Origin of the sequence: Nocardia sp. CC227C, assembly GCF_030767025.1 — a bacterium.
In the GTDB taxonomy this organism is placed as follows: domain Bacteria; phylum Actinomycetota; class Actinomycetes; order Mycobacteriales; family Mycobacteriaceae; genus Nocardia.
The window spans coordinates 26,482-39,227 of record NZ_JASITE010000030.1; the positions used below are offsets into that span (position 1 = coordinate 26,482).

Sequence of the window (12,746 nt, forward strand, 5' to 3'; positions counted from 1 at the left end):
AGGTGGCTCGTAGCGTAGTTCTCATGAGCCACCAGAGCACCGACATCACCCCCTTCCGGATCGAGATTCCGCAGCGGCAGCTCGACGATCTGCGCGCCCGACTCGACGCGGCCCGCCTGCCCGCACCGCTGCCCGGCGACGACTGGGACACCGGTGTGCCCACGCACTGGCTGCGCGAGCTGGTCGACTACTGGCGCAGCGAATACGACTGGCGCGCCGCCGAGGAGCGGATCAACCGGCACCCGCAGTTCACCACCGAGATCGACGGACAGCGCATCCACTTCCTGCACGTGCGCTCGCCCGAACCGGACGCGGTGCCGCTGCTCATGACGCACGGCTGGCCCGGGTCGATCGTCGAATTCCTGGACGTCATCGGCCCGCTCACCGATCCGCGCGCCCACGGCGGGAATCCCGAAGACGCCTTCCACCTGGTGATTCCGTCGCTGCCGGGCTTCGGATTCTCCGGTCCGGTGGCCGATTCCGGGTGGAATGTCGAGCGCATCGCGCGCACCTGGGCAGAACTCATGCGACGCCTCGGCTACGACCGCTTCGGCGTCCAGGGCGGCGATATCGGCGCGGCGGTGAGCCCCGAGGTCGGCCGGGTGGCGACCGGGCACGTGATCGGCGTGCACATGAACGGCCCCGGGCCGATTCCGGAACTGCCGCTGCCGGAGGCGGAGATGGCTTCGCTCACCGATCTCGAGCGCGATCGCATCCACCGGATCGAGGCATTCATGCGGGAGGAGTTCGGCTATATCGCGATCCAGTCCACGCGGCCGCAGGCACTGGCCTACGGACTGGTGGACTCCCCGGTGGGACAGCTGGCCTGGATCATGGACAAGTTCCGCGAGTGGACGTATCCGCGGGCCGTGGCGCCGGACAAGATCATCGACCGGGATCGGCTGCTCACCAATGTGATGATCTACTGGCTGACCGGCACCGCGGGGTCGGCGGCGTACGTCGGGTACGCGCAGGACCGGGCGTGGGGTCAGCAGGCGGTCGACTCCGGCGTGCCCACCGGCGTGATCGTCTTCGCGCACGATATCGGCATCCGCGAGTACGCGGAGGCCGAGCACACGATCACGCACTGGGTGGACGTCGAGGATCGCGGCGGGCACTTCGCCGCCATGGAGGAGCCGCAGCTGCTGACCGACGACATCCGAGAGTTCTTCCGCGGCCTGCGGTGACGGCTCGCCCGCAGCCCACCGCGCCGCGCAGGGAGCCGAGGCCCAGCGTGGCGGGTGCGAGCAGCCAGCGTCCACCCGCCACCGCGACACCCGCCTCGCCCTCGGGCAGGCGGGTCACGCCGGGTGCGGGCGGCACGGTGCGGTGCCCAGGGCCGCCAACCGATAGCGCGGCCCAGCGCGCAGCGGACCGGCCCAGCGCGCAGCGGGCCGTCCGCCACGAGGGCGGCGGCGATCGCGTGCTCGGTGCGCCGGGGAATCCACACCGTTATCCGGCGGCCTCCCGTACTCGTGCGAATTCACCGGCCGCACGCCAGGATTCGCGTTCGGTCGCGAATGCCTCGGACTGCCGGGCACGGAAAGCCGCGATGGAATCGGCATTCTCGGCCAGGAACGCGCGATGGTCGGCGAGCCGGAACTCACCGTCGTCGGTGCGCAGTTCACCGCGTCCGGCCGCGAAATCCGCACGCAGGTCGAGTAGTTCCGCCGCCGAGACCGGATACCAGCGAATGCGGTCGAAGAACCGCAGCAGCCAGGGCTCCTCGCCGATGCCCGACGAGGCGTGATTCCACACCTGGGTGGTGCGGCCGACGAACTGGTAGCCGCCCGGCCCCTCCATGCCGTAGACGCACAGGTACGCACCGCCGATGCCGACGGCGTTCTCCGGTGTCCAGGTGCGGGCCGGGTTGTACTTGGTGGTGACCAGGCGGTGGCGCGGATCGGTCGGGGTGGCCACGGGCGCGCCCAGATAGACGTCACCCAGACCGAGCACCAGGTACTCCGCCGCGAAGACCGTGTCGAAAACCTCGTCCACCGAGGCCAATCCGTTCATGCGGCGGATGAATTCGATATTCCACGGGCACCAGGGGGCGTCGGCGCGCACGCCGTGCGTGTACCGGGTGATGGCCTCGCGGGTGGCGGGATCGTCCCAGGACAGCGGCATGTGCACGGTGCGGCTGGGCACCACGAGTTCCTCGGCGGCGGGCAGCGCCGTCTGCGCCTCGGCGAGCAGGTCCAGGAGCGCGGCCGCGGGCAGGCGGTCCGGGTCCGTGCGCACCTGGAGGGAGCGGACCCCGGGAGTCAGTTCGGTGATCCCGGGTTCGGCACGTGCGAGCAGGTGTTCGTGGAGCGCGTGCACCCGCGCCCGCAGACCGAGATCCAAGGTCATCTCGCCGTATTCGATGAGCACGCCGTCGTTTCCGGCGCGCCGGTAGGTGACGGCCGTGCCGTCCTCGGTCTCCCGCCGCGCCAGTACGCCGTCGTCGCCGTCGCCGCCGCCGGAGAGCACCATGGGCCAGTCGGCGCGGCGGTCCGGCCCGGTCGCGTGCAGTGAAGCGGCCCGATCCGCCCGCACCGGGACGAAGCGCACGGTGTCGCCCGGGGCGAGCTGACCCAGCTTCCAGCGGTCGGCGGCCACCACGGTCACCGGGCAGACGAAGCCGCCCAGGCTCGGGCCGTCGGGGCCGAGCAGGATCGGGGTGTCGCCGGTGAAGTCGAGGGCGCCGACGGAATAGGCGGTGTCGTGGATATTCGACGGATGCAGCCCGGCCTCGCCGCCGTCCAGGCGGGCCCACCGAGGTTGGGGGCCGACGAGGCGCACGCCGGTGCGGTCGGAGTTGAAATGCACCTCGTAGTCGGTGCCGAGGATGGTGTCGACATCGGCGCGGGTGAAGAATTCCGGCGCACCGTGCGGCCCCTCGGTGACCGCGAGCTCCCAGCGGTGGGTGAGCACCGGCTGCCGCTCGCCGGGCACGCCCGAGCTCACACGCCCGGTCGGTGCGCCGAAGGTGAGCACATCACCCGCCTCGAGCGCGCGGCCCCGCGGTCCGCCGAACCTGCCGAGCGTGAACGTCGCACGGCTGCCCAGGTATTCGGGTGCCTCGATGCCGCCCGCGATGAGCAGATATCCGCGCATGCCCGGCCCGCGCACCGCACCGACGTCCAGGACGCCCCCGGCGGGCACCAGAACGCTGCGCCACTGCCGGACCGGCCGACCGTTCACGGTCACCGGCACCGGTGCGCCGGTGACGCACACCCAGGTCGGTGTGTCGAAGCGCAGTGCGGGCCCGCGGAGGGTGCACTCCAATCCGGCCGCGCCCTCGGGATTGCCCAGTGCCCGGTTGCCCAGGCGGAACGACAGGTCGTCCATGGGCCCCGAGGGCGGTACGCCCACATGCCAGTAGCCCACCCGGCCCGGCCAGTCCTGCACCGTGGATTGCATGCCGGGGCGCAGCACTGTCGCCGTACTCGCGCCGGACCGCGAATCCGGCTGCGCCGGTGCTGAATCCGCCGGGCCGCCGGGGTGCCCGGATGCCGTCGGCGCGGCCGTCTCGCGGGCCACCGCCGCGGCCGTCTCGCGGGCCACCGCCGCCGTCATCGGCTCACCACCATGCGCACCGGGGTGGGATCGAATCCATTGCAGGGGTTGTTGATCTGCGGGCAGTTCGAGACCAGCACCAGGGTGTCGAGCTCGGCGCGCAGGCTGATCTTCTTGCCCGGCGCGGAGCGCCCGTCCACGATGCCCAGCGTGCCGTCGGGCTCCACCGGAACGTTCATGAACCAGTTGATATTCGAGACCAGGTCGCGCTTGCCCAGGCCCCACTTCATGCCCTCGGCGAGGAAGTTCTCCACGCAGGCGTGCTGGTGGCGGGTGTGGTGGCCGTAGCGCAGGGTATTGGACTCCTGCGAGCAGGCGCCCGCCACCGTATCGTGATTGCCCACCTCGTCGGCGACCACGGTCATGAGCGTGGTGCCGGAATCGGTGCGCAGGGCGCTGCCGGTGGTGAGGAAGATATTCCGCTGGGCGACGATGGTCGCCTGTGCGCTGTAGCGCTCGCTGTGATCGGCCGCCGAGTAGAGCAGGCAGTCGACCGCCTGATTGCCGTGCAGATCGATGATGTCGAGCCGCTCGCCCGCGCGTACCACCGTGGACCAGCCGACGCGGGCGGGCACGGTCTCGTCCAGGACGATGGTGCGTTCGAGGATGCTCATGCGGTGTCCTTTCGCACATGATCGGGGCGCTGCGCGGTCGCACCGCGCCGGTGTTCGCGGGCCCGGCCGCTCACGCGATCGCCTCCAGCGGGTGCATGGCGCGCCAAGCGGTTTCGGTGTTCTCCACCGCGCGCCGGTATTCCGGATCGGTGTTGTGGACGCGGGGCAGCTCGCCGGGGGCCGACCAGGCGACGACATCCAGGGCGGTGACCGGGGTGTCGTCCAGCGGATGTGCGGCATCGGCGATCAGCACGGTGACCGGCAGGTGGACGAGCAGGTCGACGGCCGCGCCCGCGCCCGCGTTGCCGGTGGGGGTCAACGCGCCGTCGGCCGCCACCCGCGCGCCCCGGAAGAACGACACCGTGGGGCCGATATCGCGCGGGGACAGGCCGTGCTTGGCGGCGGCCAGGCGCAGTAGCTGCCGGGCTTCGGAATTCGGCCCGCACAGTGTGTCGTGGTGACCCGAGCTGTCGGCCACGACCGTCGCCAGGATTCGCCCCTGATCCGAGAGCAGCGGATGTCCCGGACCCAGGTACGCCTGCCATGGCACCTTCACGGTGTCCGCCACATTCAGTCGCTCCCACGGCGATTCGGCGCGCAGCAGGAACAGATGGGCGCAGGCCGCGCCGACCGGGTCGGTCAGTCGCAGGCGGGTGCCCCTGCCGAGCACCGCATTCGCGTAGCCGCCCGGTGGGATACGCGTGGCGAAGGTGACTTTCGCGTCGTCGATTCCTTCCGGCAGGTCGGGCCCGGCCGTGTCCGCGCTCGCCGCCTGCGATCTGGCGTGTGCCCGTGCCTCGGTGGTGGATGCGGTGCCTGTCATATCGGCTCCTTCGCGGGTCGGGATGGGAAATCAGGTGGTGCGGACGAGCAGCCGTTCCAGTGGTGCGGTGACGGCGAGGGCGGGGCGGCCCGGCATGGCGCTGCCCGGCGCGGTCGCGCGCGTCATGTCGTCGGCACCGAGGCGGACCGCGCGCCCGCGTCCGCCGCGACCGGTGGCGCGTCCGCCACCCGCGGGTCGGTCGGATGCGGTGCGGTCGCCGCGGGCACCGGCTCCCGGCGGGCCGGGAAGACCACCAGGGCCACCAGGAAGGTCACCACTGCCGCCAGGAAGGCGATGAAGGTCGGCCACCCGTCGAAACTCGCGGTGATGAGGCCGTTGTCGATATGCCACAGCGTGTTATCCGCGCCGTACACGGTCGGGGTGAGCACGAACAGCACCAGCCGGGTGCCGAGGCCCACGATGATGGACGCGGCCGCCGCCGCGCTGCTCACCCGGTCGGTGATGTGCGCCGCCACGAACGGCACGATCAGTCCGGCCAGCATGAGATCGAAGGCCAGCGTCAGCAGAATGCCGGTCTGCGGCACCTGCACCGCGAACAGCACCGCCACCGCGACCACCGGGATCATGGTGAAGCGCACGTGCCGCAGCAGGGTGTCGTGTCCGGCCGCGTCGGTGGCCCGGCGTCGACCGGCCACATTGCGGGTGGCGACCGAGGCCGTGCCCAGGATCGCTCCGTTCGCGGTCGAGCAGGAGGCCGCGACAATGGCCGACAGCACCAGGATGGCGAGTCCGGCCGGAGCCTGATCGGCCAGCAGGCGCAGCAGGACCGGTCCGTCACCGTCGCCGACCACACCCGAGATGGACAGGGCCACAATGGCGTACGGCACGCCGACGATGGCGGTGCCCGCGGCCGCGACGAAGCAGGCGCGGCGGGCGATCTGCGGTGACCGCGCCGAGAAGATGCGCTGCATGAAGTCGATGGCGACGATATCGCCGATGCCCAGCGAGATCAGGGTCGCCCAGTTGATCGGCGCACCTTCGGAGGTATTCGTCAGCTGGCCGAAATCGAAGGGGCCCATGCCCTCCGGAATGGTGATGCCCATGGTGGAGCCGACCCAGATCAGCAGGGCCAGCGAGCCGATCACGGTGATCAGCATCTGCGCCAGCGCGGTGTAGGCGTCGCTGAACATGCCGCCGACCACGGTGTAGGACAGCACGATGGTCACGATGAGCAGCACGCCCGCGGTGTAGGGGATGCCGAGGAACCGCTCGAAGATGTAGCCGCCCGCCACCAGGTTGCCCGCCAGCAGAATGCAGAAGCTGAAGATCATCAGCAGTGACGAGGTCAACTCGATGCCGCGGCCGTACTTGATGCGGAAGAAGTCGGGCAGGGTGAGCAGGCCCATGCGGTTCATCGGTGCGGCGAAGAAGATGCCGGTGATGAGCAGGCACAGCCCCAGACCCAGTGGCAGCGAGGCTCCGGCCCAGAAGCCCAGGGAACTCGTGAGGTCGGTATTGCCAAGGGTCGCATTGGAATCGACGGCCTGGCCCATCAGGCCCGCCGCCACCAGGGGTAGCGCCAGGGAGCGTCCGGCGACCAGGAAGTTGGTGCTGTCGCCGTCCACCTTGCGGGCCACGAACAGGCCGATGGCGATGACGGCGACCACGCTGATCGCGATACCGGTGACGATCATGCGCGGCTCCCTCTGGCGGGTGCGGCACAGGACGGGGTGGGTGGCTCTGGGAGCGATCGGGCGGCCATCGGCGGTCCTTCATCGAGGCGAATACCTATCGGCTGAAAGTTTTCGCCGCGCGATGGCATCGGTGGTGACGGCGGTGTATCCGTCTCGTGGCCGTCGGTAACTTCTGCGTTGCCTGTATTTCTGTCGAATGACAGAAAACTCTCACCTCGTGAAATGGGCTAGGAGTCCGGGTGCGACAGAATGAAGTCGTGACCAATATCGGACCCGGGCGTCCCCGCCTCGAGCCCCGCCGCCGCCAGGGCACGACTCCGCGCGCCGAGATCCTCGACGCCGCCGCCGAGCTGTTCACCACCAATGGCTACGGCAGCACCTCGACCAGGGGGATCGCCGATGCGGTCGGGGTCAGGCAGGCGTCGCTGTACCACCACTTCGCCGCCAAGGACGACATCCTGGACGCACTGCTGGCCGAAACCATCACGGCGGCATTGGAACTCGCGGAGCGGCTGGCGCAGCGGCCGGAGCCCGCCGTGGTGCGGCTGTACGCGCTGGCCTGGCTCGACGTGCGACAGCTGTGCGCGGCCCGGTGGAATCTGGGGGCGCTGTACCTGCTGCCGGAGCTGCGGTCGCAGCGGTTCGCGGCCTTCCGGGAACGCCGCGACGAGCTGCGCCGCCACTACGAGGCACTGGCGGCGCAGGTGGTGTCGGAATCGGGCGACGCCGTGCCCGGCAGCGAACTGCTGCCCTTCCGGCTCGTCGAATCGGTCATCAACATCCGCTCCGACGAGGGGGCGTCGCCCGCCTACGCCGAGCGGCTGATCCCCGACGCCATCCTGCACCTGCTGGGCTGGCACGGCGACGCCGACGAGGTCCGCGTCGCCGCCATCGGACTGGTCGAGCAGTCCTGAGTCAGGACTTGCCCTTGGAGGTGCCCCACTTGAGCTCCCAGCGGTATGCCTGATCCACCGCCAGCTTGCCCCAGTACTTGCGGCCCTGCGGCGGACGCACGAAGACGCCCTCGCGGCGAACCACCAACTCGCCGTTGACGTTCTCGATCAGGGCGAGCACCATTTCGCGGGAGTCGTCCACGCAGCCGTCCACCGTCATCTCGATGGGCGGGGAGCCCGCCGGGTAGAGGGTGGCGGTGGCGTGCACGCCGCGGAAGTCGTTCGCACCCTCGTAGAGCGAGGCGAACACCAGGATGCGGCGGAACTGGGCGGTGTGGTCGAGATTGATGGACAGGTTCTCGCCACCGGCGCTGGCGCCGCTGCGATCGTCCTGATCCAGTTCGATGAACGGTGCGCGGTGCAGGTTGCCCATGGTGTCGAGCGGGCTGATGCAGCCCTTGGAACCGTCGGTGAGCTCCCAGAAGCAGCACAGGTCCAGATCCAGGCCGCCGCTGCCGCCGCGACGGCGGCCGAACAGGCCGGTCGGCGCGTTCGGGACGGTCCAGTTCAGATTCACCCGCATCACACCGGAATTCGCGCCCTGCTTGGTGAGCGAGACCGCCGGAGCTTCCTTGGTCAACGAGATCTTGCCCAGATCGACCGGCGGCGCGGGCGCGGGCTGGCCCGAAGGCTGTTGGTACTGACCGGGATTCGGCGGCGGGTACTGGCCGGGCGGGGCAGGGTAGCCCCGCGGGCCGGTCTGGTGCTGGCCCGGTGGTACGGGGTGGCCGGGAGGTACGGGGTGGCCCGGCTGGCCGGGAGGCATGGGGTAGCCCTGCGGGCCGGACTGATGGTGCCCCGGTGGCATGGGGTAGCCGGTCTGACCGGGCGGCGGATAGCCGGGCGTGGTCTGGCCGGGTTGGCCGTGCGGGTCGGAGGGGTAGCCCGGTGGCGGTGGCGGGTACTGCTGGCCGTGGCCGGGCGGCGGGGGGTACTGCTGGCCCGGCGGTACCGGCTGCTGGCCGGGCGGCGGGTAGCCCGGTGTCGCGGCGGGCGTAAACGGCTGGGGCGGTGGGGTGTTGAACTGGTCCTGCTGCGGGGGCGGGCCGGACCGGGATGGCGGAGTCGGTTGCGGCGGCGCGGGGGTCGGTTGCGGCTGCGCCGGGGCCGGTTGCGGGTGCGCCGGGGCATCGTCGACGGAGATGCCGAAATCCGTTGCCAGACCGGCGAGTCCGGACGAATAGCCCTGTCCGACCGCGCGGAACTTCCACGCGCCCTGGCGGCGGTACAGCTCGCCGAGCACGAAGGCCGTCTCGGACGTGGCGTCGGCGCTGTCGAAACGGGCCACCTCCGCACCGGAATCGGCGTCCACCACCCGCACGTGCAGGCCGCGCAGCTGGGAGAAGGTGCCCCCGTCGGAGGAGGCGGCGATCACGATCTTCTCGATCTGCGCCTCCACCTGGGTCAGCCGCACCGAGAGCACATCGGTGACCTGCGGGCCCTGCTGCTTGCCCTCGTGGCTGACCGCCCCCGACGGATGCTGCCGCTGGTTGTAGAACACGAAATCGGCATCGGAGCGCACCTTGCCCGATGGCATCAGGAGCAGGGCCGACGCGTCGGCATCCGGTACCCCGGGACCCGACTGCCACCCCAACTCCACGCGGACCGCGGAACTCGGCACCGGAACATTGGCGCCCTTCATCATCGACACGTCTCTCAACGTATCCGATCGACCGGTGCGCTGTCCCTGGAGAAGTCGAGCGCAACCGTCCGGCACCCTTCCGACCCGTCGGTGGGTGTTCTGGCAAATGCACAGCACGGATCAGTCGGTATCGCTATCAAAGCTCTTTAATGGGACTTTTCGCCGCTACACTGGACCGGGTTCCGCCGCCGTCCGGAGGGAGGCGGCGAACTGTCAGCGCGACTACACGACTTGCCCGACCCTGGGGAGCGACGAATGTCGGAAGTGGAGCTGGAGGCCGCGGCGCCGGCGGGTGCGAGGAAATGGCTGGCGCTGGCGGTGCTGGCGCTCGGACTGTCCATGGTGGTGCTGGACGGCACCATCGTGGCGGTCTCGCTGCCGGTGATCATCGCCGACCTGCACCTGAATTTCACTCAGGCGCAATGGATCACCAGCGTCTACGCGGTGGTGCTGGCCGCCCTGCTGATCACCGGAGGCCGGCTCGGCGACCGGCTCGGTCGTCGTCGGCTCTTCGCCCTCGGCGTGGTGGTCTTCGTGGCGGGCAGTCTGCTCGCCGCCGCCGCGACCAGTGCCGGGCCGCTCATCTGGGGTCGCATCGTGCAGGGCGTCGGTGCGGCGGCGGTGCTGCCCGGAACCCTCGCCACCATGAACGCCATTTTCCGGGGGCGGGATCGCGTGATCGCGTTCGCGGTCTGGGGGTCGGTCATATCCGGGGTGGCCGCCATCGGACCGTTGCTCGGCGGCTGGCTGACCACCAGCTACACCTGGCCGTGGATCTTCCTGGTCAATATTCCGTTCGGGGCCGTCGTGCTGGCCGGACTGCTGCTGTTCGTGCCCGAGACCCGGATGGGCAAGGCCGCGCCCGGTCTCGATGTCGACGGATTCCTGCTCAGCGCAGCGGGCTTCGCGCTCGTGGTGTTCGCCCTCATCGAAGGGCAGAGCTACGGGTGGTGGCAGCCGCTGCGGGACTTCCCGCTGCTGGGGTTCACCTGGTCGGGCGATGCGCCGATATCGCCGGTCCCGGTGCTGCTCGCCCTGGGCGTGCTGGCGCTGGTGCTGTTCGTGCGCTGGGAGCGGCACCGCATCCTGATCGGCCGTTCGGCGCTGCTGGACCCGGCGTTGTTCCGGATCCCGAGTTTCCGGTGGGGCAATGTCGCCGCCTTCGCGGTGGCGCTGGGGGAGTTCGGTCTGTTGTTCGTCCTGCCGCTGTTCATGGTGAATGTGCTGGGGCTGTCCACGCTGCAGGCCGGTTATGTGCTCGCGGGTATGGCGGCCGGTGCGTTCCTGGCGGCCGGAATCGCCGAAGGGCTGGTGCGCAAGTACGGGCCGGTGCGGGTGGTGCAGCTCGGGCTGGCGCTGGAGGCCGTCGCGGTGGCGGCGACCGCGCTGTTCGTGACGCCCGATATCTCGCCGTGGTGGCTGGCGGGCATGCTCGCCGTCTACGGCATCGGGCTCGGCATGGCGTCGGCGCAGCTCACCGGGACGGTGCTGGGGGAGGTGCCGCCGGAGGACTCCGGGCAGGGGTCCGCCACCCAGAGCACGGTGCGCCAGGTCGGCTCGGCCTTCGGCACGGCCGTGGTGGGTGGACTGCTGTCGGTGGCGCTCGGCCACGACCTGGCCGAACGGCTGGCCGCCGTGCCGGACCTGCCCGAGGAGGCCGCCGACACCATCGCCACCGCCACCCGGGAGTCCGCGGGCGGGGCCATCGCGGGCGTGCGCGAACACGAAGGCGTCACCGCGGTCCTGGACGCTCTGCTCCACGGTTTCACCGATGCCACCCGCACCACCCTGCTCGCCGCCGCGATCTTCCTCCTGCTCGGCCTGGCCGCCGCCACCCTGATCCCGCACCGGACACCCGCCCGGAAACAGCGCGGCACCGAGAAAGACGCGGACCCGCCGAACCGCGCCGCGCCGGGCGGTGTCGCGGAGACATCGGGCGGTACCACCGCGAGCGGAGCGGCCGATGCGGCGGGCGGTGCACCTGAGGGGGAGGCTGACGCGTCGGGTGGTGCTCCCGAGGGGGGAGGCTGACGCGTTGGGTGGTGCTCCCGAGGGGGGAGGCTGACGCGTCGGGTGGTGCCGCCGAGAGGAGAGCGGCTGACCCGACGGGCGGTGCCCCGGAGGGGAGCGTCTGACGCTTCGGGCGGTATTCCGAAGGGTGCCACGCTCACGTCGGGGCGCCAGCCGAGGAGACGTCGCTGTCACACCGGGTGGCGCCAGCCGAGGGGGAGGCGGACGCGTCGGGCGGTGCCGCCGAGCGGGGTGGCGCGCGATACCGCCGGGGCGGTTCGGATCGGACTGTGCACGGGGCGATCGACGGTGGGCGCGATGCTGATCCCGAGTAATCGGGCGTCAGCCGATGGGAGGGGTCGGATGACTCGCGCCGAGGCGGTGGCGAGTCGTGGAGCAGTGGTGCCGCCCGCGACCGCGGTCAGTCGATGAGGTCGAGGTCGCGCAGGCGGTGGAAGACCATCAGGGAGCCGGGGGCGACATGCGGCATGGCGGCGTATTCGGCGACCGTGAAGTAGCGGATCTCGGCGATCTCGCTGCTGGGCCGCGGATCGTCGGTGAGTTCGGCGGTGAAGCAGGTCATGTGCAGCCGGGTGCCCGGCGTATGGCCGTACGCCTCCGCGTGGAAGACGCCGAGTTCGCTCACCGCCGTCACGCCAACACCGAGTTCCTCGCGAACCTCGCGATGCAGCGCGGCCTCCGGCGTCTCGCCCGGATCGATCTTGCCGCCCGCCATGTAGAAGACGTCCTTGCCGACCGATCGGGCCTGGATGAGACGGCGATCGCGGATATGAGCCAGGGCAGCGGTGCGAATCACCCGAACCAGCTTAGGGAGCGTCGGCGGCTCAGTGCGCGGGCGGGGCCAACTTCCAGTGCCGGGTCAGCGCGTCGGCGATCTCGGGCAGCACGGTCACCGGAATGCGCTTGTGCCGCAGCATGGTTCGAATCTCGCCGACCTGCTCGCGTTTGCGCATGTCGTAGGCGCTGGCGATCGGTCGCACCACCGGGGGAATCGATAGCAACACCAGTTCGCCGTGCGGCTCCTCGCCGCCGTTGAGATCCAGTGCCAGCGCCCAGCGTCCGTGGTCGTCGAGCGCGAAACGCCCCGCCACCACCCGATCCCAGGCGATGGTCTCGGCCGACCACGGCGTCCGCCGCACGATGGCGTCCTCGCCGAGCACCACCCCGTCGCGTTTGAACAGCGCCAGCAGCAGGGCGACGGCCGCGACGGCACCCACCGCGATGCCGGTGAAGACCCGGTTCATCCCGAAGCCCGCCACGGTCGCTCCGCAGATCGCCAGCAGCGTGAGCGCCCCCGCCGACCCGTACGTGGCCGCGCGCCCGCGCGGCACCACCCCGGCCCGCACCACCGTGGTCATAGCGCCTCCCGCATCCGTCGTTCCGCGCCACCGTACCGGGATTCCGCCGCATCCGGCTGACCGGTTTTCGAAGCACCGACACCACGGAGAATCTGCTCGCCCCGGCCCT

At 70.7% G+C, this 12,746-nt stretch carries 10 protein-coding genes; 3 read left to right on the forward strand and 7 right to left on the reverse strand.

The window, feature by feature from the left end:
• Nucleotides 1-23: 23 nt before the first annotated feature.
• Nucleotides 24-1,187, forward strand: coding sequence for an epoxide hydrolase family protein (locus QMO76_RS34515; RefSeq protein ID WP_306365579.1), 1,164 nt, complete (start codon nt 24-26; stop codon nt 1,185-1,187).
• 265 nt (nt 1,188-1,452) lie between these two features.
• On the opposite strand, the gene QMO76_RS34520 is transcribed toward QMO76_RS34515, so the two are convergent.
• The 4 genes from QMO76_RS34520 to QMO76_RS34535 form a co-directional block, all read right to left on the reverse strand.
• The gene (locus QMO76_RS34520; RefSeq protein WP_306365580.1) at nt 1,453-3,561 is read right to left on the reverse strand and encodes a 5-oxoprolinase/urea amidolyase family protein; all 2,109 of its coding nucleotides are present in this window, start codon (nt 3,559-3,561) and stop codon (nt 1,453-1,455) included.
• Complete coding sequence (locus tag QMO76_RS34525; RefSeq protein ID WP_306365581.1) at nt 3,558-4,175, reverse strand: urea amidolyase associated protein UAAP2; 618 nt, start codon at nt 4,173-4,175, stop codon at nt 3,558-3,560. Before QMO76_RS34525 ends, QMO76_RS34520 begins: the two co-directional genes overlap by 4 nt.
• 70 nt (nt 4,176-4,245) lie before the next feature.
• Nucleotides 4,246-4,998, reverse strand: a complete 753-nt coding sequence (locus QMO76_RS34530) for a DUF1989 domain-containing protein (protein ID WP_306365582.1) — start codon at nt 4,996-4,998, stop codon at nt 4,246-4,248.
• 122 nt (nt 4,999-5,120) lie between these two features.
• Nucleotides 5,121-6,653 carry a sodium:solute symporter family protein gene (locus QMO76_RS34535; protein WP_306365583.1) on the reverse strand — a complete coding sequence of 511 codons (1,533 nt, stop codon included), beginning with the start codon at nt 6,651-6,653 and terminating at the stop codon, nt 5,121-5,123.
• Between the two features lie 257 nt (nt 6,654-6,910).
• Between QMO76_RS34535 and QMO76_RS34540 the strand changes: the two genes are divergently transcribed.
• Nucleotides 6,911-7,567, forward strand: a complete 657-nt coding sequence (locus tag QMO76_RS34540; protein ID WP_306365584.1) for a TetR/AcrR family transcriptional regulator — start codon at nt 6,911-6,913, stop codon at nt 7,565-7,567.
• Between the two features lies 1 nt (nt 7,568).
• Here QMO76_RS34540 and QMO76_RS34545 read toward each other — a convergent pair whose 3' ends face one another.
• Nucleotides 7,569-9,251 carry a TerD family protein gene (locus QMO76_RS34545; protein WP_306365588.1) on the reverse strand — a complete coding sequence of 561 codons (1,683 nt, stop codon included), beginning with the start codon at nt 9,249-9,251 and terminating at the stop codon, nt 7,569-7,571.
• A 252-nt stretch (nt 9,252-9,503) separates the two neighbouring features.
• Here QMO76_RS34545 and QMO76_RS34550 point away from each other — a divergent pair, with 252 nt between their 5' ends.
• The gene (locus QMO76_RS34550; protein ID WP_306365585.1) at nt 9,504-11,279 is read left to right on the forward strand and encodes a DHA2 family efflux MFS transporter permease subunit; all 1,776 of its coding nucleotides are present in this window, start codon (nt 9,504-9,506) and stop codon (nt 11,277-11,279) included.
• Nucleotides 11,280-11,679: 400 nt separating this feature from the next.
• Here QMO76_RS34550 and QMO76_RS34555 read toward each other — a convergent pair whose 3' ends face one another.
• Together QMO76_RS34555 and QMO76_RS34560 are read right to left on the reverse strand one after the other, a co-directional pair.
• Nucleotides 11,680-12,075, reverse strand: coding sequence for an NUDIX domain-containing protein (locus tag QMO76_RS34555; protein ID WP_306365586.1), 396 nt, complete (start codon nt 12,073-12,075; stop codon nt 11,680-11,682).
• A 28-nt stretch (nt 12,076-12,103) separates the two neighbouring features.
• Entirely contained in the window at nt 12,104-12,637 is a 534-nt protein-coding gene (locus QMO76_RS34560; protein WP_306365587.1) for a hypothetical protein, read from the reverse strand.
• Between the last annotated feature and the right edge of the window lie 109 nt (nt 12,638-12,746).